The organism is Aquimarina latercula DSM 2041 (assembly GCF_000430645.1).
In the GTDB taxonomy this organism is placed as follows: Bacteria; Bacteroidota; Bacteroidia; order Flavobacteriales; family Flavobacteriaceae; genus Aquimarina; species Aquimarina latercula.
On the sequence record NZ_KE387185.1, the window covers coordinates 1,071,996 to 1,094,370 of the forward strand.

Sequence of the window (22,375 nt, forward strand, 5' to 3'; positions counted from 1 at the left end):
AAAATACAATTTAACATATTTAGAGTATCTTTACAACAGAATTACAAATAAAATAACCATTTGATGGATAAAATTACTACTCTTTTTGATAACCCCATTTTTGTGAATATAGCATCCGTTTTCGTGCTGTTTGTAATCGTGTATACTATTGTTAAAATTCTACAACGAGGAGCTTTTAAGGTAGTAAAAGATAATACCTCAAAATATAAATTCAAGAAACTTATTAATTTCTTAGGGTATGTAATTTTTATTTTTGGAGTGATGTTTATCTTCAATGCAAAACTTTCTGGAATTGGTACAGCATTAGGAGTAGCTGGAGCTGGAATTGCTTTTGCGTTACAAGAAGTTATAGTTAGTGTAGCTGGTTATATCGCGGTATTCTCTAGTAACTTTTATAAGGTCGGAGATCGAGTAAAATTAGGAGGGATCAAAGGAGATGTTATTGATATTGGTCTTTTAAGAACTACATTAATGGAAATTGGTGATTGGGTCAATGGTGATCTATATAATGGTAAAATGGTGCGTGTAGCCAATAGTTTTGTGTTTAAAGAACCTGTATATAATTACTCTGGAGATTTTCCTTTTTTATGGGATGAAATGACCATACCTATTAAAACTGATGGAGATTATACATATGCAAAAGAAATATTCAACCAAATTCTGATGGATGAAGTTGGAGATTTCGCCGCATCATCTCAAAAATCTTGGGATAAAATGATTGGTAATTACAATATTGAAAACGCCCGAGTACAACCTATGGTGACTATGTCTTTTGATGAGAATTGGATTACTTTTACGTTACGTTATGTAGTAGACTTTAAATCAAGAAGAGGCACAAAGTCAGTTCTTTTTGATAAAATTTTGACCGCTATAAATAATTCAGAAGGGAAAATAGAAGTAGCTTCTGCTGCTTTTGAAATAACAGCTTTTCCAAAATAGTATTTAGGCAATCCTAAGATTGCCTAAATGGATTAAAACAAATGTGATTCAAGAAACCATAGTCCCTTATCTAATCCTCTTGATACTTCTGTAAACAAAGCAGAGGTTGCTTTATCTCCTAAAGAATTAGTACTGTCTATAGCGATTCTAGTTGATTCGGTTACCAAGGCATAACGCTCTACTAACTTCTTTACGGTAAATTCGCTATTGTCAAAAGTATCTGGACTAACAGGTAATCTTGAAGTTTTGGCTGCCATTCTAACAGTTCCCTTAGCAACTCCACCTAAAGTTGTCGCCCTTTCTGCAATCATATCTACATATTCAGAAACTTCAGCAGCTAATGTATCAAACAATTGATGTAATGCGTAAAATTGCATCCCCTTTACATTCCAGTGTGCTTGTTTTAATTGACTGTACAAGTCAAAGGTATCTGCAAGTTGTTGATTCAGAATAGATACAATTTCATCTTTATTATCCAACTTTATCAAACTTTTGTATTTTGTCATTTTGATGTTTATTTAATTTTTTTTCGTTTTGAGTTATAGGTGCTATAGCTTTATAAATGTAAGCTTCGTCAATTATTTCGATATCCGATAATTTCTTAATTAAAAGTTCTGCTTCCTCCACACTCTCATCAAACATATCAATGGTTCGTTTATCAATATCTGGTATGTTTTCAGCTTCCATACGAATGATTTGAGTTTGATTTAGAAAATTATTTAAGATATGATTACTAGCATACAGCATAGATTTATATACTTTATATTTTTCTGAAATTATTCTTTTTCTAAATAGTACAATACTATTAATTATCATAAAAAACAGGAGTATTGATATCCAAACAAATACGGATTTGTCTAATTCATATTTATCAGTTAATACAATGTATGTATTGATGCTCTTTACAATATCTAAATTATTGAATGAACAAAATAAATATCCAAATATCGCTACAACTAAACCAATCAGTGTAAGACTGTATTTCTGTAGATTTTTCATCATTATCAATTTATTAAGGGGTACTTATTTAGACACCTTTAAATGAAAAAGGTCACTCCTTAAAAAAAGGATATTTTTTAATCAATAGCTGAACTAATTACCGTACCTGTAGCCCCATTAGGAAAAGCTATTCCTAAAAGTGAAGCTATGGTTGGGGCGATATCAATCGCTAAGGTTTTTTCGGAGGTATGTCCCTTATTGATCCCAAATCCATAAAATAATAATGGAACGTGAGTATCATAGGTATAACCGCTTCCATGCGCAGAACCTGTTTTTGCATATGCTACTGTAAATGGGTTGAGCGTATATAGGATATCTCCGCTTCTCTTTTGATGAAATCCTTGTTGTACAAATGATGCGATTCCAGAACTATATGAAGTGTTTTCTAATTGAGTTCGGGTGTAGACATTTTTGATATCTTTATGTTTTAGAATGTATTGCGCTATTTGATACTGAATCTTATTAGGGTTTAGCCCTTTTTGCTTCATTAATTCCTCATTTAGAAACACCTGGTTATTTGATATGTCTAATATCAAATCTTGTAAGTTATATAACAAATAAACATAGTTTTTAAGATCGATTTTAAAAGAAGCTTCCTTAAAATAACCTGCTGGTATTTTGACAGATTTTAAAAACTGTGGAACATTCGTAGCTCCGTGATCTGATGTAAGGTAAACGGTGTATGCACCTTTTCCTATTCTTGCATCTAGGCTTAATAACAAACGTTCTAACCCTTTATCTAATCTAAGATAGGTGTCTTCTATTTCTTTGGAGTTTACCCCAAAATTATGACCAATATAGTCCGTACTTGAAAAACTAATTAATAAGAAATCTGTTTCTGTATCCTTTCCCAATTGTTCGCCATCGATTGCTTTTATCGCAAAATCTATAGTAAGATCGTTTCCGAAAGGAGTACTTTTAATAATGTCATAATTTTTATTGGACGATTTTAAGATTTCTAAATCATACGGAAACTTGGGGTCTTCCTTACCTTTAAATCCTCTTTCGAAATTTGTATTATCCTTACCACTTTCACCATATGACTGTATATCGTGGAGTGGTTCCCATTTTTTGAAATAGTTATCTATAGCATTGGATTCATTAAAATCTAATACCCATTGTGGTAATCTATCCATATAATAACTAGAAGATATCCAGCTACCCTGATCTTTACCGCGAAACCAATAGGCGGCATTAGCCATATGACCTCCCGAAAGTATAGCTGCCCGATCTTTAAGCGAGATACTAATCGTTTTACCTCTTCTTTGAGTATGGAGTCTGTTTTGATCTGCTAATGTTGTTAATTGTAGTTGAGAGGGAGATTTTTTTCCTTCATAACTACTTGTGCCTACTGGAGAAACTCCTAGATCTTCTACACAATAGATTTTTTCCTTTTTTTCTTTATCATACCAATTATTTCCTAAAATACCGTGATTGGATGGTGTTGTTCCAGTAGCAATGGATGCGTGACCAGATGCTGTTTTTGTAGGTATATAATTATAGTGGTGGTTTTTGCAAAGGAAACCATCAGCAATCATTTTTTTAAACCCTCCTCCATCAAATTGACCATAAAAGCGGGTTATATAATCATACCGCATTTGATCGATTACAATACCTACCACAAGTTTTGGTCTTGCGCCAATTGTAGTTTGAGTATTCGTTGCAGTATTACTATTTTGTGCATTCATATCGAGCTGTAAAAGCGATAGAAGAATACTGAAAATGATGTATATTATATTTTTAATCATATATATTTATTCGTACCCAAAAGATATTATTAAATAAGCTCTCATTTACAAAACGAACCAATTTATTTTTCCTTTCGATTTTAGGTCGATTTTTTTGCTTTAAGTAAAGGATATCGCTAGTTTTAACATTTAATTATTTATTTCCTTTATTTTAAAAGCTTTGATAATGTTTAAACTCTATACAACATGCGTTCTTCTGTTTTCTTGTCTTTCTTTAGTATGCGCGCAAGAAACTACTACAATTATTGCTAAGAAGGGAAGCTTCGGAATTGATAAAAAAAATAAGATTATCGTTTGGAATTTTAAAGTAAATGATTCTACCAAACAAGTTCATAAAGCATATACTCAAATTATTTTTGACAAGGATTGTAAACGAACTGTACTAACAGATAGTTTATCTTATAAAAACCGCTTTTCTATAGATCATAACAATGAAACCTATACTCTTTATATTTCAAAATTACCTATAGTTTCCATTCGTATTAAAGATAGTATTACAGATATTCCTAAAAAACCTTCAAAGTTTCAATATGCTAGTAATAAAAAAAACATAGATACTTTAGCGGGAATAGAACTAAGAGGAAATTTATCTTTGACTTTCCCGAAAAAATCATATGATCTTGAATTCTGGAAGGATGCTTCGACAAAAGTTCCTTTCAGAATAAAACTTCCAAAGTTAGGGACTAATGACGATTGGATTCTTGATGGGTTATATAATGAACCATTACGATTGAGATCGTATGTAGGTTTGAAATTATGGTTATCAATTCATAAGTCTCACTATACGGACAAAGAACCCAAAGCTAAAAGCGGAGCAGATTTGAGGTTTGTGGAAGTATTTTTAAATTCTGAATACCAAGGACTTTACGTTTTATCACAACAGGTAGATAGAGATTTACTAAAATTAAAGAGATTTGAAAATAATGTGATTAAAGGAGAGTTATTTAAAGCTACTAGTTATGAGGGTGCTCCTGCCTATAAAAAAGTGCCACCGTTTAAAAATCTCTTCCCACATTGGGGGGGATATCAAATGAAATATCCTGTCATCGACTATAAAGGACATTGGGATGATTTGCACTCATTTACCGATTTTGTAATTAACTCTAGTAGTGCTGATTTTAATAATGGTATTGAAAAACGTTTTGATATACCCAATGCCATAGATTATTTTTTATTGGTAAACTTACTTAGGGCTACTGATAACCTGGGGAAAAATATGTTTGTAGCAAGATATGATCAAAATACCCCATACTTTAATGTTCCTTGGGATTTAGACGGTGTACTGGGAACTATTCAAGATGGTAAGAGAATCCCAACGACTGATGATATTTTAAGCAATGGATTGTTTGATCGATTATTGGCAGAAAACCCTGCCGAGTACAAGAGTAAACTTAAATATCGATGGACTGAATTACGAAAAAACCAGTTTAGTACTGATTCTTTATTGGCTACAATTAATCAAACTTATAAAAGGCTAAAGAAAAATAAAATTTATGAAAGAGAAAACTTGGTCTGGCCATCAAAGATATCTTACAAAGATCATTTGGAGTATATCCGTGAATGGCTAATAAAAAGATTAGCTTATTTAGATACATACTTTAACGATTTAAAATAAAGAGGCTAGAAGGGGAATCTAGCCTCAGACAATTCACAACCACGAGAATTGTACCATCATCAATCAAAAAAGAATCTTACTTCATAGCATTTTAACAATTTACATTAGTTCAATCCAAAAAGTTCTTCATCTTCATAGTATAAAAGATTATCTAAATCAATGATATGCCTCTGTTTGATATAGGTTTTAATCTTTTCATTTTTACCTCCAACTACGTTATCTTTGTACACTGCTATCAGAGACTCATTATAAACTACTTTGAATGTATTTCCTATTAAAGATTTACTATCTAAATTGTGATCTGATAAAAGGTCTTTTTCTATTTTAGAAAAAGATATTATTTTCCAATCCTTATCGTCTTGGAAATAATATATACCATTATTAGACCCTATATAGTTGCCAACCATTGCCTTATTTCCAATTTCTATCTGATCTTGCGAGATCGCAATAGTTGTAAAAAAGAATAAGCCAATTAATGTGATTAAATTTTTCATCTTGATAATTTTTTTGATGTGATACTATTATGACACCTATAAGTTTCAGAAGTCACATTTACTATTTGATTTTTTCTACCTTCATAAGTATTTTACGTTCGACAAATTGTGAAACTCTTGCTCCATCATTTTTAGGATCTTTAATTAAGGTTTCAAGTTTTTGAACTTCATAGGTAATATTGAATATTTTCCCAATATTAGCTTTGTCATTAAAATCGTATTTCGATAGAATATTCATACTTACAATAGTAAATTCCATCATTTTACTGTCATCTGCTTTTCTAAAATATAGAGACTTTTCTGACTTGCCTACAAATTCTGCTTTCACTTCAGTAGCATTATAATCGATATCATATGTTTCAGTATTAATAGTGGTAAAACTTGTTGTTAAAATTGTCATTAAGACTAATGCGAAGTTTTTCATTGGTATAGTTATTTGTTTTGTTATTAATTATTTCATTTATTAGTTAGACACAGATAGTTTGTTCTGGTCACAATTATTTTAATCTTCCTCGCAATATTCAGCATCACAGCCTTTGTCCTTTTCTTTTGTAAAAGATTCGAAGTATTCGTTATCGAAGTTTGATGATTCTGAATCTTCTAATGTTGATTTTTTGATTAGGTACATTGAATTTTCCAGAACCACTTTAACACGATCTTCCATTTTAGGATCTACATCGGAGAAACTGATAACATCACTCTCTATAAACCCATTTGGATATGCTTTTGCAATCTCTTTTAAAAGCTCATTATTTATATTTTCGAAATTGACAGTTATTTTTTTCATTTTAAAAAAGTTTTAATTCTTAGTAGTATGACACTACTTTTTTTGTTAGGTCACATAAAAAAAGACAAACTCGAAAGTTTGTCTTAAATTGAAAAGAATACTAGATACGTTTTTAGATTATTGTTTTATATTATATATAGTTTGCGTTGGAAAAGCAAAATCGAGTGCTGCCTTTTCATACCTCTTTAAGATTTCTAAATTTATTTTATTTTGAGTTGATGGAATATCTGCTTCTTTCTTGATGTAGTAAATGAAATTAATAATCAATGAAAAGTCACCAAAATTTTCAAAAAACACAACTGGCTCTTCTGTAACGTTATCTAGGTTTTCTTTAATGATATCTTTAAGAATATTCATTGCTGTTTCAATTCCTTCAGCATTGGTGTCATAAGTAAGTCCAAGTTTCAAGGTGACTTTTCGATTTAACTCCAATGCTACGTTTTCAACACTATTATGAATAAACTTTGCATTTGGGATGGTTACCAGAGTGCCATTTAGAGTACGTATTCTGGAACGTCTAATCCCAATTTCTTCTACTTTTCCATCAAACCCATCAACTCGTACTCTATCATTTACAGTAAAAGGTTTATCGGTAAAAACAGAAATCCCACCAAAGATATTTTCGATGTAATCTTTGGCTGCCAATGCAAATGCCAAACCTCCAATTCCTAGCCCTGCTATTAATGCTCCTACATTATATCCAGCATTGTTTAGGGCAATGATAATACCAATTCCCCATATAGCTATAGCAACTAATTTTTTAATAATTGGGAGTAATTGATCATCAAAATCACTATCAGATCTCTCTATTACAGGTTCCATATACTCTTCTATAACCGCATTGACAAGTCTTACTAAGAACCAAGTGACCCCAATCACAATAAGAACGTGGTATATTTTAGTAATAAAAACAACCATCTCATCTGTTTTATGAAGATACTCCATCCCTAGATAGAATCCCAAAACAGTAATCCCATAAATGGATGGTTTTTTTAGGGTTACTAACAGAATATCATCTAACCGAGATTTTGTTTTTTTTGTAAGTCCTTTTACAATGTTGCAAAAAATTAAATAGGCAATTTTTGCAATAATAATTCCTCCAGCTATAAAAGCAAAAGCAATTAACCATTGGGAGATAGTATTCATATAATACTCCTTTGATAAGTATTCTAACATTTTTGAATTTTTACTTTAAGTTTTACTTAATTTTTAATAATCTCGAACGTCCTTCCTGGAAATTTATTATCTGATTGAAATTCCTGAAAAATCACCTTAATGTCATCTACGTTTTCGTTATATACCTGATTGCTAAATTCCTCAAGAACCCAAGTTTCTAAGGATAGTATATGATAATTTTCATAAGACATGATTTGTACTTCTGGCATAGGTTTATTCAAAATATTTCCATTCTTCTGGATTTTTTTCAGTAGATGTTTTTTGACTTCTTGAATATTTACGGTAGCATTAAACTTTACCAGTATCACTAGTTTATCAATATGTAGTTTACTGTAATTAACAACTTTAGGGTATAGGGTATTTTGATTTGGAATCATAATAATATCACCTTTGTAATCGATTATTTTAGTCATCATTAAATTGAATGATTTTACTCTTCCACTATACCCATCTATCATTAATAAATCATCTTTTTTATAGAGTCTCAAAATTTTGATACTTAGTCCATAATAAATATTTTTAAGCGCTTTTCGGACCACTAAATCTGTAAGGTATCCCAAACATACAAAGATCACAAAAAATTGAAATGAATTTAGTCCTAAGTGTGTCTGAATTAAGTAAAAAGAATAAAGAGTGGATAGGACATATAGTATATTCTTTTTTAAATCATTTGACTTTTTGGAATCTCCAAAAGGTTGAATGAAATCCAATAAAGTGATCAGTAAATTTAAAACGGATATTGCTACTGTAAAAAGTAGTATAGAAGTTACTAATCTGATTAAAAATTCTCCATATGAAAAAGCCTCTCCCAACATTTATTCTCCTTTATTATGGTTGATGATATGTATATCTCTTTGAGGGAAAGGAATAGCCACCTTATTTTCTCTAAAAAGTCTATCAATTTCAAAATGCAGATCACTCTTGGGCGTAACTGCTTGAAAGCTATCGTTAACAGTAAATACTAATTTAAAATTTAGTGAACTATCAGCAAATTCTGTGAAAAAGACAGTAGGTTCTGGTTCCTCTAATACTCCTTCTGTATTCTTTGCTGCTTCGAGTAATAATTTTTTGACTAGTTTAGTATCTGAGCCATATGCAACCCCTACAGTAACATTTTCACGAGTAATATTATTATTTTGAGTCCAGTTGTATAATGTATTTGTGAGATAGGTATGGTTTGGAATTACTAGCACTTTATTCTCTAAGTTAATACCTCTTGTAGTTCTTAAATTAATGTCTGTTACCCTAACTACTTTATCATCTATTTCAATAATATCTCCAACGTGAACTGTTTTATCTAATAAGACAAAGATTCCACAAATAATATCCTGAAACAATGTCTGTAATGCCAAACCAACACCTATTAGAAGTGCCGCTGAAGCTGCAAAAATAGCGGTAATATTTACCCCTATGTTGTCTAACGTTATAAAGGTTACAATGAGGAAAATAAAGTATTTAACAAATGAAAATACAGTGGAAAATTTCCTGCTATCGTCTCTTGTTAACTTTCTTGTAACCAATTTTTTGAACAATCGAAGAATGATTGAAGTCAGAACAAAGATGATGGTAAGTATAAGAATGGCTTGTACCGTGATTTGTATTTCTTTTCCTAAATGAAAAGTGTAGTTGAGAATATCTTTTATTTCTTGCATTGTTTGTGAATTAGCTAATATTGTTAGAACTGATCATGACAAGGTAACCCTTATTTCTTTTGGACACATTAAAAAATAAAAAGTCACATTTTAGATGACCGAATTAAAGGGGGTTGAATAGATTGATGTTTACCGCCAAAACTGGAAGTTATATTAGATCAAATATTCCAGATTTTAAATTTTCAGAAATCGGTATTAGGTTGTAATATTCCTTACACTATATTTTACAAAATAGTTGTTATTTTTGTGATTCTGAGTAATACTTGATAAGAATTAATGACAAAAATAGGAATTGAGGATACATTATTAGAATATTATAAGGTTACTGGTAAGAACTCCTTATATAAAATAGAATATGTTGATAAGCTTCCAGATGATGTATATCAAATAAGAACAGTAAATATTAATGGTAAGTCTATTCAATTTTACGATAAAACTGATATAGAAAATATGAGTAGTATCATATTTTGGACCTTAGAATTTATCAATTAAGTTTAACTTGATTTAAGCGTAGTCTAAATCAAAAAGCATATCTTTTTCAAACTCTGTGATAGGATTGCATGCGGTTTCAATTTGAGAACCGTAAAGTAAAAAACCTACGATATCAATAGGTTGAACGCATTCAATACAATTACTATTAAAGATATACTCTTCTCTAAGTTGCATTAATAAACGGCCCAACGCATTTTTACCAATAAGTTGGTTTTTTTCAACTTCTACTGCTGCCCAATCTTTATCTTTACTAGAAAGTTCAACAATAGCTTTGTTTTCAGTATTTCTTAATATTTGAGAAAACTTATCGAAATTTTGAGAAAGTTTAACTTTCAACACCCAATACATTATCGAATATTTCACTTCTTCCCAATCTTGTCTGGTGTATTTTAAATACTTTCTACTAATCATTTTAGCAGTCATGGGACTATTTTGTTCTATGATCTCTTGTTGCGCAGCAGGAAATAAAGGATAACGGCAGGCTTGATAAAGAGCTTCCGCAGAAGGAATAATAACATCATTTACTCTTATAGAGTACCCACCAGCCATATTAGAAAGCCCACCAAATTTAGTTTTAGTGCTTTTAAATACGATTACTTGATTTTTTATATATTCTCTTTCCGAAATTTTCATTTTTTACAATATATATAAAAATTATTATACACCTCTATTCTTTAAACAAAAAAGTGGTATCCAGTTATGTCCAGGAACATCCCACCAAAATACTAACGGGCAGGTGTTAGAAATATTTCTCCAAGTAAAAAACAATGTTCCCGTACCAAATGTTTTATGAGAACGAACTGTATCTCCCAAAGGTCTTTTTCTTATATCAGGGTTATCTTTTTGAACTTTATTTAGTAACTCAATTCCTTTTTCTAGGAAAAGAGCTTCAAGTTTGATTCGATTATCTGCATTACTGAAGAAAGTTTCTTCTTTTGGCATATTAGATGGTCTAAATGCTGAAACCCTTTTATTTTCATTAGGCACTTCTAGTTTTGCTAAATATTCTAAAGAATTTGCTGATTGCTCTTGTATAGGATACATACAATTTAGTCTTTGTTTTGACCACTTAATCTGATTTTCAATTTTATAATTGTGACCTACAATTAATCTGTTCCGAATTTTATCATCAAACTGTTTCATTAATCGGAATTCCATATTACCAAAACCTAATTGATGATAACAAAATAAACTAACTGCAAGGGTTTTTGATTTATTTAGAATGGATTTGTAATTTTCTATACCATTTTGATCTTTAGAAGCTAACCAATTACTTAGATCACGGTAAACCGTACCTCCAGTTGCTAAAAGATCATCAAAATAAATAAAGTTAGTTTTAGGATTATCTATATAATCCTTATAGCTTATCATATATTCTGTTTGTAGAATTTCATCAGTAATATTCAATATTTCCGTTTGGCTTTTATATTTTTTTTGAACATCAAAAAAATGAGTATTTAACACAAGTTCATTCATAGTTTTATAGTTATAAAACTCTTGAATTTCTAATAACCTCTTGTGCAAAAAAGTTTTTGCTTTCTCTTTAGAAATATAAACATCTGGTAGAAAATGAAGTAATTCGGAAAGTACAAATTCCGCATCATTCCCAAATTGATTAGCCCATTTTATGATATGCTCAATAGTTATCTCAAATTTTCTGTTTTTATAATCACATTGATAATCTTTTATTATTTCATATATCTGTTCGGCTAGTTCAATCATTATAAACTGGGAGTGACTTTGTTTGTGTTATTTTTTTGTTAGTTGTATAAACGACTTGAAGATAACAAAAATGGTTAATTCATAATCATTCTTCAAAAACTTGTAAGACAAATTTAAGGTTAAAAAAAATCCTACAATCAAGTTGTTACTCATTTTGTTTTATCATTTAGCTTTTAATGATAGTAGTTTGTTATTCCCAAAAGACAATATGTAAGATAATTAGAAGATTTTACGTGACTTAGAAAAAAGTTTTACTACACCTAGTACTTTCTTACATACTGTTATTCTTGAATCTTTTCTTTTTTCAATGCCCCGTAGCAAAAAAGTTGCGTGTTTTTCCAAAAATACTGCCTGAATTTAGCGGTCAAAGGTTTAGAAACCAAGCCAAATATTCACAAATAATACACTAGAGAAATGGCAAATGAAAAAGATTTAGACTACAAAGCTATAGGAGCAGTAATAGTCGTATCAGCAATAGCTTTTACAGCAGTTGGAGCATTCTATGTACGCCCAATGTTGGATAAGAGAAAAGCTAAAAAACTAGCAGCAGCTAAAAAACCACAAGTCGGAAACAAAAAAGGATAACCCTTTAGAGAGGGGCGTAATCGATGCCATTTGTTATAAAAAGTTGGAAACGATTTGAGGGAAAGAAATGTCAAACGCTGTCTATGATAGCACAAACAAATTATTATGAACGAGTACGATGAACTAATGAGATATCAAGACGATGCAGAAGATCATTTTGATGATTATGATGGAGATATGGATATGCACGATGGGTATGATGACTATGAGGATGAGGAAGATGACTTTGACTCAGGTTTTGAAGGAAATGAGGATGGGTATGACGATTACGATGAGGAATATGAAGATGAGTATGTAGATGATTTTGATGAAGATGGTTACGATGATTACACCCGTACTTCCATTGGTAAAATAGATCCCAATGATAGAACCCTTACCGTAGTGGTAAAAAACACTTCTGGTGATCAAGCTGAAGCGGTTGTGTTTGGAGGAAATGAGGAAGCAGCGCAGCCTGCTGGTGTAACCGTTACGGTTGAGGAATCGAGTCATAAGGAAGTTCGTGAGGAATCTAAGGCAAATCCTTTTAAGATTTCAGGGATGAAGTATTCTGTATCAAATCCGTTACAATTTGACAACGTATTAAAGTTGACAAAAAGAACGGCAGCAGGATCGAATACTATCCGTGTGTATCAACCACGTAATGCTACAAGCCCTCAGAACTTTACGCAACAATTGATTGATGATGATAACTTCGAATTGAATGTTACAGGACAGGATTCTTTACGTGTAACTGTTAATCCAGATACTACGGCAGTATTCACTTTTACTATAAAGGCGAGAGCGAATATGGGTAACCTGTTAAAAGGTAATAATGTGGCGGAATTATCAAGAGTTCCAAGAACTACTGGTCTACCACAAATCGATTTGATCCGTAGAAGAAAAAGACAGACTGCCTTTGGAATCCGTCCACGAAGACGTAGACGAGTTCGTAGAAGACCAGTACGCAGATATAGACCAAGACGTCGATATCCAATATCAAGTCTACGTAGACGTAGATTGAGATAGTTGCTATAAGCAAGCTTACAAAAGTGATACAGTCAAAGCGATAGGAATATTCCAAGGCTTTGGCTGATCTTTTTTTAATCACAAAATAAATGCTTATGAAAACATCAAAAAAACATAGAACGAAAGGCTTGGCACAAAATAGTATTGACTACATCGTGCTTAGTAACCCTGATCCGATCCGTAAAATCATTTTTGATTGTGGATATGAAGTTCCAGAGGACTTACACACACTTGTAAAGGCAACCAAAGAACTGATACAGAAAAATGGTAAATCGGTAATTTCAGAAGTACTACAGCACCATCCAGATAAGAAGGCAATACTAGCCCTAAATACAAAGAAGAAGAAAAAGCCCTGCAATTCTTGTAGTAATGACAACTATAATAGTGAAGACAATTTTTGTGGAGAATGTGGACATTCGAACTACAATGGATCTGGTGACGAAGATAGTTTCTTGGATCAATTTTCAGATGCAAGCGACAAGGAAGTTAAAAGCTATTATGACCGAATTGTAAAAAAATCTAATGCCAATCCAGAAGATCAGAAGTTGGCATCGGAAGTTCAAATGGTTTGGAATGAAATGCGTCAAAGAAAGCTTACTGATAAAGATACAACACCTGTTGTTTCAGAACCTCAAAAAGCATCGGTATTTGGAAAAGATGAACTAGTGCTTTTAAGCGTGGTATTTATCGCAGGGTATCTGGTAGGTGCTACTCGCATTGGTAATTCATAATTAATTTAAAGAGTAAGAGATGAAACAGAGTTTTCAAGAAAAATATAATGATTCTATTAATCTAATCAGTCATTTGATCCTGACCAAACCTAAACCTGTCATTGGTTTATTGGCAAAATATGAAATCACTTTCAAAGGTACACCTAACAGAAATCAAATTATAGATGAAGTGGTGGAATTGCTAAAATCAAATAATCAAAAATTTGAAGATGATTTAGGCAAACTACTAACGATCCATATTCAATATCAAGGTAAAGAAATGCTTGCCTTGGAGCGAAGCAATTTTAGTTCCTATGATGATGGAGAGGAAGACGAAGATGAATTTTGGGGAGCGCTTGCAAAAGGAGCAATTGGTATTGTTGGTGGACTTTTCAAAAAGAAAAGACGTAGACGAAGTAGAGGTGGTGGTGGAAATGCTGCTGCACTTGCAGCATCACAAGCTGCTGCTGCAAGACGTAGAGCTTCTGCACAAGCTGCGCAGGCTAAACGAGATATGGAACGTAGAATGCGGGAAATGCGAGAAGCAGCCGAGCGCAGACGTAGAGAAGCAGAAGAACGCAGGCGTAGAGAGGAAGAAGCACGTAGACGAAGGGAAGAAGCAGCTAAAAAGGAAGCTGATGCTAAGAAAAAGCAAACCAATACGATGTTAATGGCAGGTGGTGGAATTGCACTCTTGGCGATCATTGGTGTCGTAATGGCTAAATCTAACTCAAAGCCTTTATATCCGCCTATGCCAGCTCCAGTTCAACCGATATCTGGTAGATAATCTTAACATTTAAAAGAAAAAGACATGATAGATTACCCTATAGATATAGATGAATCCGAGACTTCGGAATATGACCCATTCTTACACCATGTAATACGTCATAAACTACGAAAAAAGAAGAACCGAAGAAGGTTAAAAAGACTCTTTCGAAAACACCCTAAAACAAGAATATTACGTTCCATAGGAATTGGTAGAAGAAGGCGTAGAACTCGTCCTGTAAGACGTCCAGTAAGAACACTTGATAAGCGATACCGCAGACCTATTGGTCGCCCCGTTAGAAATAGATTGGTTTCAAGGTCAGACACAATTAGAAAGCCTTTTAGAAGACCACCTATAAAGTTTGGTAATCCTATTCATAGAGATTTAGAAGGGAATAATAGGATCTCGAAGATTGGGATAAGAAAGCCACGATTTAAGGGAACACCTATAATGCCAGGCGATCCTAGAAAACGAACTAAACCACCTGTATCTATTCCTAACAAAAGGAGAAAACCGAAAGTATCAAGGGATACGGTCATTCCATACAAAAGAAGATATGGCAGTCGTAAAGGTAGGGCTATGCCAATGCCTAAAAGAGTTCCAAAACAGAGGATACTGCCAATGGAGGATGAATTGCCAGTTGTAGAACAAAATATGATAGCATCAAATATGGAAGTAATGGATAGAAATGAAAAAGAGAAAAAACCAGAGAAGCCTAGTAACAAAAGAAAGATGCAAAATATCATTGGAGTTGCTGTTTTAGGGCTTGTGGTAACTGGATTTGTAATGTATAAAATGAAAACTAAAATAGAAGCAAATGGACGTACTAGCTGATACTATAGAGCAAGTTTTTAGTGATGCAGGTGAAATCCCATTAGGATTTCTATTTGCATCTGTAAAAAACATAGGAAACTCTCCAGTAATGGTGGGTGGAATACCGCTTGCTGCGGGAGATGCAAAATCGTATCCCTTTGTGGGAAAGCCACATAATGCAAAATCGTTCGATCCAATGGACTCGACCCTACACATTATGTACATCATATAAATATTAAACTTTAAGAAACTTAACTATGATAGCAGGAGAAACAGAAATGTTAATATCAGATCGCTTTGACGATGAAGCCTATGATGAATTCTTGTTTGGCAACAAAAAGAAAAGAGCAAAAAGACGAGCTGCTAGAAAGGCTAGGAGAGCCAAAAGGCGATCTAACCCTAAACGAATTGCCAGAAGACAAAAGAGAAGAAACTTCTTTTCACAACTAGGACAAGCATATCGAGATTTAGGAGGTGGAGCAGCTATTGGTGGAGCAGTTGACACAATTGTTAACAAACCTAGACCCATCCAAGTACCAGAGTTATACGGAGAACAGAACAGGGAGATTCCTACAGATTTCAGAGTAGGATTTGGAAATGAAAGTACTCAAGAAACTCCTAAAAAGGATAAGACCACAACGACAATACTATATGTTGCTTTAGGAGTTGTTGTCGTTGGCGGAATTGGGGTATTAGCCTATCAAGCTCAAAAGAATAAATATGTAAGAATTAATCAAGGTTAAAAACGATGATCATTCCAATTCCTTCTCTTAGAAAGCGGTTTACTATTGCCATTACGGTAAAAGTAAAAAGGGCGATGCACGTAGGGTTTAAAGTATACGATCCTTTATCTCCAAACACGCACTATTTCCGTAGGAAAGCTTACTTGGAAAGAGGACAAAAAAGGAGTATCAAAATTCCTTTACCTGTTTCACCTGAAGAACTGGAGATGGAGGTCTATGATAAAAAGACAGGTGATGATGAGGGTATCGATATTCTTGATTTTAAAGTGATCATGATGGACGAACCTAAGATTTGGACTACTCCAGAACAACAACGGTTTATGGAGTTTGCCATCCAGTTTGCTCAAAAGGCGGGGTATGTCCCTTCTGGATTTTATGATAGCCCGAATAATGAGTTTCTATTCCAGTATTTACCTAGCATCGTTGATGCTTTTGGGAAGGAATTGATTACTCCTGCGAGAATACATCGCAAGATGCCAAGAGTTCAGATATCACAACGATTGTTTAAAACATATACGATTCCTGTTCGAGTAGCAATACTAGCTCACGAGGGTTGCCATTGGTTTTTAAATACAAGAAGCGAAACGACAGCCGATTTATGCGGAATCCGGCATTATTTGGATTATGGATTTCCAAAAATAGAAGCGGTGTATGCAGCTACAAAAATTTTTAGTCAACATCCCGAATTAGTAGGTGAAATACAAGTAAGAAGGACAAAAGAGATTGTTCAATTTATCAATCAATACAGACTAGCACAATGAAAAAAAACACCGAAATAGCATTGATAACTACAGGGATTACTCTTGCAGCGCTTTGGTGGGTGTTATTGGATGATGATAAGGATCAAACTAGAGTCTCAAAAAGCAATGGTATTGCACCCAAAAACAAAATACCACCTACAGAAAATACTGATGTAATCATAACTGATCCTATAGATTCAGATCCATATGATTCTTTTGTGAAAGTAAGTCGTTCCTATACAAGAAGGTTACCAAAAAGAACCTTTAAAGGCTTACATAGAAGTGCTACGAAATTGGATAATGAAGCTTTCTATAAAAGGCTTCAAGATAGATATGAAACAACACAACTGACTATTACCAATACTTCTGATGTAGAAAGAGAAGTTCGTTTGTGGGCGGGCAACAAAAAGCCACCCTTAAGTCCAACATTACCAGGAGATGTATCAGATCATATTTTCAGGACGGTAACCGTCAGTTCTAATTTAGGAACAGGAATATACCCTCAAGGAATCATTGTTAATCCTTTTAATAGGTTTACCTATATAGCTAATCAATTATCAAATAATATTAGTGTTCTGAATACTGAAGGAATTTTAGTATCCCTTATTCCCATAACTGCTAATGCTAGCAGCCCCTTTGGGGTTTCGCCCGTAGACCTGACCGTGAATAGCCAACCTAGTTCCCCAAACTTTGGAACGGTCTACGTGGCGAATATTATAGGTGATACCGTAACGGTGATTAATAAACAATTGGAAGTGGTAAATACGATACAAGTGGGAAAAAGACCTATTAGTATAACGTTCAATTCTTTTAATTCAAATGTATATGTAGCTAACATTGCTGATGATACCATTAGTGTAATTGACACTACTACAGAATCGGTAATAGAAACTATTGGTGTAGGAAAAGCACCAAGAAATATTACCATTGTGCCAATGACAGGGTCTGTCTATGTCGTCAATTCAAATGACAACAGTATATCAGTCATCGATACTAACAATCAAGTATCAAATACTATTGATACTGCGGGTAGTGAACTTACTACAATAGCATATCATCCAGTAAACAATAGCCTGTATTTAGTTTCATCTGGAGATAATACAGTAATCCCGATTGATCTGGATACAGATACTACAAGGGCAGCAATACCAGTTGGAGCAGATCCGTATCGTATTCTCTATAACTCTAGTAATGAATTACTGTATGTAGGTAACAGAGGGGATAATTCATATTCCATAATAGATACCACCGATGTAGTAATTGATACACTTTTTTTAGGTGCAGTAGGTACAGGTGTGGCTATAGATCCTAATAGTGATATGATTTACAGTAGTGATAGCACGAATGGGGTTATCAATATCATTAGTTATAGTCGAGAAAGTAATAAAGTACTCATCAATGATGGGTATAAAGCAAGGCGTGAAGACTTCACATTTAACCCTGCCATTGTCAAGCATGTAAAATTTGTTTTATCGGGTACTGAACGCTTTAAGGTATTGAAGCTTGAAGAAGAAACTGTAACAGGAAAAACAAATATAAAACCTATCTCCTTTTCGAGTTATAACAGCCCTCAAAACTTCGGAAATGTAGCAGAAGTTTTTGAGATGAACGGAGCTATCATTGATGGCAAAAATGGATGGGTATTTAAAATTGCAGGAAAGCAAACCATCACGATACTAACGTATTATAAACAATTTGAAACAGAAAACATTTTAGAAGATGCAATACTTAATTAGAAAAAAAGAAAGCTATGAACAATGTATTAGATATAGCATTAGGAGAGTACGGAGTCACAGAGGTTGTTGGTAAGAACCATAACCCCCGCATACTGACATATTTTAAAGAGATTGGTCACAGATGGGTAACAACAGACGAAACAGCTTGGTGTTCTGCATTTGCGAATTGGGTGGCTTTAAAAGCTGGTTATGCCCTTAGTGGTAAGCTCAACGCTCGATCTTGGTTAAAAGTTGGTACAAAAGTAAAGACTCCACAACAAGGAGATGTAGTTATTTTTTGGAGGGAAAAAAGAAGTAGTTGGAAGGGACACGTAGGTTTCTTTATCGGCTATAGTGAGGATAAAAAGTACATCTACGTATTAGGTGGAAACCAGAATAATAAGGTTTGTATTAAGCCTTATCCCACGTATCGGTTATTAGGATTTCGATCCATCAAAAAAACATTCAGACCCTTATTCGATGGTGCATAGTAGCACAAAATAGAAATGGACATTTAAAATAACAATAGATGAAAAAAGTAGATTATTTAATTATTCAAAGTACAGAATCAGGGGAAGGAATTCCTGTTACTAAAGAAGATATAATAGACCTACATACTAGTGATAAAAAACTAGGTGGCTATGGATTTAATCGCCCTGGTATTGATTACCTAATTCAACCTGATGGATCAATGGAAACTCTAGTTTCAGAAGATAATCCAACTAATGTTGACTTATGGGGGATTTCTGAAGGGAAGAAAGGGGTACTAGGAATCTGTAAGCACATCGCCTATGTGGGTGGACGGACAGAAAAGGAAGTAAAGCCAAAGGATAGTCGTACTACGGCACAGATAAATAGTTTGGAAGCTATTGTTAAGTTCTACATTCTCAAGTTTCCAAAAATTCAAGTATTAGGACTTGACGAAGCTCCTGCTATGAAAGGCAAAGAAAACCCTGCTTTTAGTGTATCCATTTGGTTAGAGGAAATAGGTGTACCAGAAATCAACATCTTTAAAAAAATCAAAAAGGAATAGCAATGAAGAATACCATTTTAGCACTTGGCGTGGGTTTTCTTATTGGTAGACATATTTACAAAAAGTATGACAAGAAAGAAGCTGATCTCAAAGAAGCCCAAGTCAAGAGAAGGCTTATAGAAACATTGGAAGATTTAGGGTTGTCTAAACGAGAAGTCAAATCACAATCCAATCATATTTTAAGAAGATAAAGAAAATAGTATGCCTATTGAAATCAACATACAGAACAAATTATTTCTAGTACCAGAATCTAACGATCCTTGCGAATTATGGGTGCGCTATTTCGGTACTTTAAAAGCAACCGTTGGGACGGCAAATGCCCGAACTATTTGGTTGGTGACTTGGAAGACAAACGGATCATCCAGTTGCACGACAAATGGAGATTTCAATAAATGGTTAAAGAAGAACAAAATTGACGTATCAAGTGCAGCAACAAGAGCCATAGCAGATGCATCTGAAATAGGTAGCAATTTTATGGGGTTAGGAAAAAATTTGTCAAAAGTAGTTTCCATCGCTGTACCCGTTACTTTGACTTTGCTATTAGCTGTTATTGGTCTGATACTTTGGAATACTGCAAAGAAAGCAGATGTAACTGATCTTGCAGCGCTTACACCAATGGGTAGATCCGTTGGAGCTGGAATCAAATTTTTGAACAAATGAAAAAGGTAGTTGGATTACAGATCACCGCAGGCACAGTAGTGCTGATATTGATTGGTACTACTTATATCACTTTACGCAACAAAAGGCGAAATAAACTTGCTAGTAGTTTATTAGGTGAATTAAGTAAAAGTTTGAATCCAGAAGGTAAAGGATTAGAGAGTGAAGCTGCTTTAGATGTTAAATATGTCGAGAAAGTTTTTAACTCCCTTTCGGGAAAAGTAGTTGTTCTCAAAGGATCTACTGCAACACGATATGCCAATGAAATCCATCAAGCATTTAAGCCTTGGTATAGAGGAGGAGATTTAGAAGAAAATGTATATGCCGTGTTCAGAAACCTTAAAGATAAAGTTCAGGTATCTCAAGTAGCTAAAGCATATCAAAGAGAACACAAATTAAATCTTAGAGATCAGTTAAAGGATCGCTTTGATAAAAGTGAAATCAAAACGGTATTAGGTATTATCTCAAGATTGCCAAAATACAGAACAGTATAAAAGCAAAACAATGGAAATGACGAAAACAATGTGGTGGGTAATTGGAGGTGCAGGAGTAGCTGGATTAGGTGTTGGGATTTACTTTTTTGTAAAGAAACACAAAACTAATAAAGAGACGACTTCATTTACTGGAATGGGAAGCAAAGGAAAACCTGTGAAAGTAATAAAAGGTGGTAGCGCCACACCCGTTACAGAACCGAATTGGAATGCACCTTTTAATATGAATTATACGGGAGATGTTAAAAAATGGTTAGGGGGAAAACGTATTAAGGAATTGTCTGAATCTGCTGCTAAAAAGTATGCTCTTGAATTGAAGAATGCCAAAGGATTATTTGATGATGATGAAAAGGCAGTAGAACGTGTATTTAGAAGTTTACAAGATAAAACACAGGTAGCTAGTCTATCTAGAGCATTCTATTTTAGTCAGGGCAAAAAAGATATGTGGCAGCATCTTAGAAGTTTTTTGAGTGATAGCGAAATGAAAAAACTGGTCAAAGATCCGGTGAGAAGATTACCTAACTACAGATTAGCTTAAAAAATTACACATCACAGAATTTTTCAATAAAGGACAATACTATGAAAATTAAGAATAAAAAACCAATAGTAAAGAAGACTGAAAACAATGATAAAATGCTCTGGATGATTATCGGAGTTTCAACTCTAGCATTAGGAGGAATAGGTTATTGGTATTACAGAAAACGCAAAAATAAATCAGAGATGTTCCCTAGCGGAGCAGAAGATCTTGATCGGGAAATAGCAAGTACTATTGCCAATAATACAACAAGAAGATCCACTATAACGAGAAGACCAACAAGGTTTAGGTGTAGCAGTAACGAATACCCTTTGAAATATGGTACGTGCCATAGAGATGTAAAAATATTGCAATCCTATTTAAGTAAAATCCATAAATCAGATTTGGGACGTTCTGGCAAAAATAAAGATGGTGTTGATGGAATGTTTGGAAATAAAACAAATAAAGCAGCTAAGATGCATTTACAAAAGACATCTTTTAGCAAACAGGACATTGATGGAATGAGAACGGCAATTAAAACGATAAAGAGATGATACGTACAAATGATTTGATTATAGCAGGGGTTGGTATTGGTGTAAGCATTTTAGCAGTATACCTCATTAAAGGTCAAAAAAAGAAACCTGAAAATGTAGAGCCTGTATTACAAAAAAGGCAAAATGTGGAAGAAATCAAAGAACCCGAATCTATTACAAAAGTAACATCTGAAACCAATTATGTTACTCCAAAACGGGAAGAAAGTAAACCTTGGCAATTGGCTAAAGGAAGTAAAGGCAAGGAGGTGGAACGGTTACAGATTTGGTTGTTACGACATCACGGTTGGAAAGGTACTATTACCAAAGTATTTGATCAGCAAACGGAAGAATTGGTACAAAAAATTTTCAAAACCGAAGGTGTTGATAGAGCCACTTATGATAAGCATCAAATGGGTATTCCAATCCACGAACTAATAAAAGCTTAA

Annotated in this window: 31 protein-coding genes; 20 read left to right on the forward strand and 11 right to left on the reverse strand. The window is 33.5% G+C overall.

The features are described 5' to 3' along the window. Positions 1–63: 63 nt before the first annotated feature. On the forward strand, positions 64–939 hold the full coding sequence (locus H526_RS0122500; protein WP_027395110.1) for a mechanosensitive ion channel family protein: 876 nt from the start codon (positions 64–66) through the stop codon (positions 937–939). A gap of 32 nt (positions 940–971) precedes the next feature. Here the strand turns inward: H526_RS0122500 and dps are convergent, their stop codons facing one another. The 3 genes from dps to pafA all read right to left on the reverse strand — a co-directional run bounded on the left by dps (position 972) and on the right by pafA (position 3,686). Continuing rightward, a complete protein-coding gene (dps, locus tag H526_RS0122505) occupies positions 972–1,445 on the reverse strand; it encodes a DNA starvation/stationary phase protection protein Dps (RefSeq protein ID WP_027395111.1) in 474 nt (157 codons plus the stop codon). Then, complete coding sequence (locus H526_RS0122510; protein WP_027395112.1) at positions 1,411–1,941, reverse strand: hypothetical protein; 531 nt, start codon at positions 1,939–1,941, stop codon at positions 1,411–1,413. Before H526_RS0122510 ends, dps begins: the two co-directional genes overlap by 35 nt. Positions 1,942–2,015: 74 nt before the next feature. Next, complete coding sequence (gene pafA / locus H526_RS0122515) at positions 2,016–3,686, reverse strand: alkaline phosphatase PafA (protein ID WP_081415674.1); 1,671 nt, start codon at positions 3,684–3,686, stop codon at positions 2,016–2,018. A 166-nt stretch (positions 3,687–3,852) separates the two neighbouring features. On the opposite strand from pafA, the gene H526_RS0122520 reads away from it, so the two are divergent. Beyond that, positions 3,853–5,301 (forward strand): CotH kinase family protein, encoded by a 1,449-nt coding sequence (locus H526_RS0122520; protein ID WP_027395114.1) that lies wholly within the window; start codon positions 3,853–3,855, stop codon positions 5,299–5,301. A 104-nt stretch (positions 5,302–5,405) separates the two neighbouring features. On the opposite strand, the gene H526_RS0122525 is transcribed toward H526_RS0122520, so the two are convergent. From H526_RS0122525 to H526_RS0122550, 6 genes are all read right to left on the reverse strand, one after another. After that, the gene (locus H526_RS0122525; RefSeq protein WP_027395115.1) at positions 5,406–5,795 is read right to left on the reverse strand and encodes a hypothetical protein; all 390 of its coding nucleotides are present in this window, start codon (positions 5,793–5,795) and stop codon (positions 5,406–5,408) included. A gap of 61 nt (positions 5,796–5,856) precedes the next feature. Next, the gene (locus tag H526_RS0122530; protein WP_155839750.1) at positions 5,857–6,219 is read right to left on the reverse strand and encodes a hypothetical protein; all 363 of its coding nucleotides are present in this window, start codon (positions 6,217–6,219) and stop codon (positions 5,857–5,859) included. 78 nt (positions 6,220–6,297) lie between these two features. Next, positions 6,298–6,582, reverse strand: coding sequence for a hypothetical protein (locus tag H526_RS0122535; protein WP_027395117.1), 285 nt, complete (start codon positions 6,580–6,582; stop codon positions 6,298–6,300). A gap of 117 nt (positions 6,583–6,699) precedes the next feature. Then, positions 6,700–7,758, reverse strand: a complete 1,059-nt coding sequence (locus H526_RS0122540; RefSeq protein WP_027395118.1) for a mechanosensitive ion channel family protein — start codon at positions 7,756–7,758, stop codon at positions 6,700–6,702. 26 nt (positions 7,759–7,784) lie between these two features. Beyond that, on the reverse strand, positions 7,785–8,573 hold the full coding sequence (locus H526_RS0122545; RefSeq protein ID WP_027395119.1) for a mechanosensitive ion channel family protein: 789 nt from the start codon (positions 8,571–8,573) through the stop codon (positions 7,785–7,787). Further along, entirely contained in the window at positions 8,574–9,410 is an 837-nt protein-coding gene (locus H526_RS0122550) for a mechanosensitive ion channel family protein (RefSeq protein ID WP_051336285.1), read from the reverse strand. Between the two features lie 276 nt (positions 9,411–9,686). Between H526_RS0122550 and H526_RS0122555 the strand changes: the two genes are divergently transcribed. Next, positions 9,687–9,902: a hypothetical protein gene (locus tag H526_RS0122555; protein WP_027395121.1), complete on the forward strand. Its 216-nt coding sequence runs from the start codon at positions 9,687–9,689 to the stop codon at positions 9,900–9,902. A gap of 12 nt (positions 9,903–9,914) precedes the next feature. Here the strand turns inward: H526_RS0122555 and H526_RS29855 are convergent, their stop codons facing one another. Further along, entirely contained in the window at positions 9,915–10,535 is a 621-nt protein-coding gene (locus H526_RS29855) for an NADAR family anti-phage protein (protein WP_051336286.1), read from the reverse strand. A gap of 24 nt (positions 10,536–10,559) precedes the next feature. After that, positions 10,560–11,624: a phosphoribosyltransferase-like anti-phage protein gene (locus H526_RS0122565; RefSeq protein WP_027395122.1), complete on the reverse strand. Its 1,065-nt coding sequence runs from the start codon at positions 11,622–11,624 to the stop codon at positions 10,560–10,562. 414 nt (positions 11,625–12,038) lie between these two features. Between H526_RS0122565 and H526_RS31920 the strand changes: the two genes are divergently transcribed. The 17 genes from H526_RS31920 (at position 12,039) to H526_RS0122650 (ending at position 22,375) form a co-directional block, all read left to right on the forward strand. Further along, positions 12,039–12,209, forward strand: a complete 171-nt coding sequence (locus H526_RS31920; protein ID WP_155839751.1) for a hypothetical protein — start codon at positions 12,039–12,041, stop codon at positions 12,207–12,209. A gap of 105 nt (positions 12,210–12,314) precedes the next feature. After that, positions 12,315–13,214, forward strand: coding sequence for a hypothetical protein (locus tag H526_RS0122575; protein ID WP_027395123.1), 900 nt, complete (start codon positions 12,315–12,317; stop codon positions 13,212–13,214). A gap of 95 nt (positions 13,215–13,309) precedes the next feature. Further along, positions 13,310–13,945: a hypothetical protein gene (locus H526_RS0122580; protein WP_027395124.1), complete on the forward strand. Its 636-nt coding sequence runs from the start codon at positions 13,310–13,312 to the stop codon at positions 13,943–13,945. Positions 13,946–13,964: 19 nt separating this feature from the next. Then, a complete protein-coding gene (locus H526_RS0122585) occupies positions 13,965–14,711 on the forward strand; it encodes a hypothetical protein (protein ID WP_027395125.1) in 747 nt (248 codons plus the stop codon). Between the two features lie 24 nt (positions 14,712–14,735). Continuing rightward, the gene (locus tag H526_RS0122590; RefSeq protein ID WP_027395126.1) at positions 14,736–15,524 is read left to right on the forward strand and encodes a hypothetical protein; all 789 of its coding nucleotides are present in this window, start codon (positions 14,736–14,738) and stop codon (positions 15,522–15,524) included. Beyond that, on the forward strand, positions 15,508–15,735 hold the full coding sequence (locus H526_RS0122595) for a hypothetical protein (protein ID WP_027395127.1): 228 nt from the start codon (positions 15,508–15,510) through the stop codon (positions 15,733–15,735). Before H526_RS0122590 ends, H526_RS0122595 begins: the two co-directional genes overlap by 17 nt. A 25-nt stretch (positions 15,736–15,760) precedes the next feature. Beyond that, positions 15,761–16,246: a hypothetical protein gene (locus H526_RS0122600; RefSeq protein WP_027395128.1), complete on the forward strand. Its 486-nt coding sequence runs from the start codon at positions 15,761–15,763 to the stop codon at positions 16,244–16,246. Positions 16,247–16,251: 5 nt separating this feature from the next. Then, entirely contained in the window at positions 16,252–17,007 is a 756-nt protein-coding gene (locus H526_RS0122605; protein WP_027395129.1) for a hypothetical protein, read from the forward strand. Then, entirely contained in the window at positions 17,004–18,722 is a 1,719-nt protein-coding gene (locus tag H526_RS0122610) for a YncE family protein (RefSeq protein ID WP_027395130.1), read from the forward strand. Before H526_RS0122605 ends, H526_RS0122610 begins: the two co-directional genes overlap by 4 nt. 14 nt (positions 18,723–18,736) lie before the next feature. Next, positions 18,737–19,192 carry a TIGR02594 family protein gene (locus H526_RS0122615; protein ID WP_027395131.1) on the forward strand — a complete coding sequence of 152 codons (456 nt, stop codon included), beginning with the start codon at positions 18,737–18,739 and terminating at the stop codon, positions 19,190–19,192. Positions 19,193–19,230: 38 nt separating this feature from the next. Continuing rightward, positions 19,231–19,734, forward strand: coding sequence for an N-acetylmuramoyl-L-alanine amidase (locus tag H526_RS0122620; RefSeq protein ID WP_027395132.1), 504 nt, complete (start codon positions 19,231–19,233; stop codon positions 19,732–19,734). A 2-nt stretch (positions 19,735–19,736) separates the two neighbouring features. Next, a complete protein-coding gene (locus H526_RS0122625; protein WP_035086268.1) occupies positions 19,737–19,925 on the forward strand; it encodes a hypothetical protein in 189 nt (62 codons plus the stop codon). 10 nt (positions 19,926–19,935) lie between these two features. Further along, on the forward strand, positions 19,936–20,394 hold the full coding sequence (locus H526_RS0122630; RefSeq protein ID WP_027395134.1) for a hypothetical protein: 459 nt from the start codon (positions 19,936–19,938) through the stop codon (positions 20,392–20,394). Continuing rightward, the gene (locus H526_RS0122635) at positions 20,391–20,885 is read left to right on the forward strand and encodes a hypothetical protein (protein WP_027395135.1); all 495 of its coding nucleotides are present in this window, start codon (positions 20,391–20,393) and stop codon (positions 20,883–20,885) included. Before H526_RS0122630 ends, H526_RS0122635 begins: the two co-directional genes overlap by 4 nt. Before the next feature lie 16 nt (positions 20,886–20,901). Continuing rightward, a complete protein-coding gene (locus H526_RS0122640) occupies positions 20,902–21,420 on the forward strand; it encodes a hypothetical protein (protein ID WP_162144512.1) in 519 nt (172 codons plus the stop codon). 41 nt (positions 21,421–21,461) lie between these two features. Continuing rightward, positions 21,462–21,950, forward strand: a complete 489-nt coding sequence (locus H526_RS0122645; RefSeq protein ID WP_027395137.1) for a peptidoglycan-binding domain-containing protein — start codon at positions 21,462–21,464, stop codon at positions 21,948–21,950. Beyond that, complete coding sequence (locus H526_RS0122650; RefSeq protein ID WP_027395138.1) at positions 21,947–22,375, forward strand: hypothetical protein; 429 nt, start codon at positions 21,947–21,949, stop codon at positions 22,373–22,375. The genes H526_RS0122645 and H526_RS0122650 overlap by 4 nt, the downstream gene beginning before the upstream one ends.

Coding starts and splice junctions, on each gene's coding strand:
- H526_RS0122500 (WP_027395110.1), top strand. CDS start 64: ATGGATAAAATTACTACTCTTTTTGATAACCCCATTTTTGTGAATATA.
- dps (WP_027395111.1), bottom strand. CDS start 1,445: ATGACAAAATACAAAAGTTTGATAAAGTTGGATAATAAAGATGAAATT.
- H526_RS0122510 (WP_027395112.1), bottom strand. CDS start 1,941: ATGATGAAAAATCTACAGAAATACAGTCTTACACTGATTGGTTTAGTT.
- pafA (WP_081415674.1), bottom strand. CDS start 3,686: ATGATTAAAAATATAATATACATCATTTTCAGTATTCTTCTATCGCTT.
- H526_RS0122520 (WP_027395114.1), top strand. CDS start 3,853: ATGTTTAAACTCTATACAACATGCGTTCTTCTGTTTTCTTGTCTTTCT.
- H526_RS0122525 (WP_027395115.1), bottom strand. CDS start 5,795: ATGAAAAATTTAATCACATTAATTGGCTTATTCTTTTTTACAACTATT.
- H526_RS0122530 (WP_155839750.1), bottom strand. CDS start 6,219: ATGAAAAACTTCGCATTAGTCTTAATGACAATTTTAACAACAAGTTTT.
- H526_RS0122535 (WP_027395117.1), bottom strand. CDS start 6,582: ATGAAAAAAATAACTGTCAATTTCGAAAATATAAATAATGAGCTTTTA.
- H526_RS0122540 (WP_027395118.1), bottom strand. CDS start 7,758: ATGTTAGAATACTTATCAAAGGAGTATTATATGAATACTATCTCCCAA.
- H526_RS0122545 (WP_027395119.1), bottom strand. CDS start 8,573: ATGTTGGGAGAGGCTTTTTCATATGGAGAATTTTTAATCAGATTAGTA.
- H526_RS0122550 (WP_051336285.1), bottom strand. CDS start 9,410: ATGCAAGAAATAAAAGATATTCTCAACTACACTTTTCATTTAGGAAAA.
- H526_RS0122555 (WP_027395121.1), top strand. CDS start 9,687: ATGACAAAAATAGGAATTGAGGATACATTATTAGAATATTATAAGGTT.
- H526_RS29855 (WP_051336286.1), bottom strand. CDS start 10,535: ATGAAAATTTCGGAAAGAGAATATATAAAAAATCAAGTAATCGTATTT.
- H526_RS0122565 (WP_027395122.1), bottom strand. CDS start 11,624: ATGATTGAACTAGCCGAACAGATATATGAAATAATAAAAGATTATCAA.
- H526_RS31920 (WP_155839751.1), top strand. CDS start 12,039: ATGGCAAATGAAAAAGATTTAGACTACAAAGCTATAGGAGCAGTAATA.
- H526_RS0122575 (WP_027395123.1), top strand. CDS start 12,315: ATGAACGAGTACGATGAACTAATGAGATATCAAGACGATGCAGAAGAT.
- H526_RS0122580 (WP_027395124.1), top strand. CDS start 13,310: ATGAAAACATCAAAAAAACATAGAACGAAAGGCTTGGCACAAAATAGT.
- H526_RS0122585 (WP_027395125.1), top strand. CDS start 13,965: ATGAAACAGAGTTTTCAAGAAAAATATAATGATTCTATTAATCTAATC.
- H526_RS0122590 (WP_027395126.1), top strand. CDS start 14,736: ATGATAGATTACCCTATAGATATAGATGAATCCGAGACTTCGGAATAT.
- H526_RS0122595 (WP_027395127.1), top strand. CDS start 15,508: ATGGACGTACTAGCTGATACTATAGAGCAAGTTTTTAGTGATGCAGGT.
- H526_RS0122600 (WP_027395128.1), top strand. CDS start 15,761: ATGATAGCAGGAGAAACAGAAATGTTAATATCAGATCGCTTTGACGAT.
- H526_RS0122605 (WP_027395129.1), top strand. CDS start 16,252: ATGATCATTCCAATTCCTTCTCTTAGAAAGCGGTTTACTATTGCCATT.
- H526_RS0122610 (WP_027395130.1), top strand. CDS start 17,004: ATGAAAAAAAACACCGAAATAGCATTGATAACTACAGGGATTACTCTT.
- H526_RS0122615 (WP_027395131.1), top strand. CDS start 18,737: ATGAACAATGTATTAGATATAGCATTAGGAGAGTACGGAGTCACAGAG.
- H526_RS0122620 (WP_027395132.1), top strand. CDS start 19,231: ATGAAAAAAGTAGATTATTTAATTATTCAAAGTACAGAATCAGGGGAA.
- H526_RS0122625 (WP_035086268.1), top strand. CDS start 19,737: ATGAAGAATACCATTTTAGCACTTGGCGTGGGTTTTCTTATTGGTAGA.
- H526_RS0122630 (WP_027395134.1), top strand. CDS start 19,936: ATGCCTATTGAAATCAACATACAGAACAAATTATTTCTAGTACCAGAA.
- H526_RS0122635 (WP_027395135.1), top strand. CDS start 20,391: ATGAAAAAGGTAGTTGGATTACAGATCACCGCAGGCACAGTAGTGCTG.
- H526_RS0122640 (WP_162144512.1), top strand. CDS start 20,902: ATGACGAAAACAATGTGGTGGGTAATTGGAGGTGCAGGAGTAGCTGGA.
- H526_RS0122645 (WP_027395137.1), top strand. CDS start 21,462: ATGAAAATTAAGAATAAAAAACCAATAGTAAAGAAGACTGAAAACAAT.
- H526_RS0122650 (WP_027395138.1), top strand. CDS start 21,947: ATGATACGTACAAATGATTTGATTATAGCAGGGGTTGGTATTGGTGTA.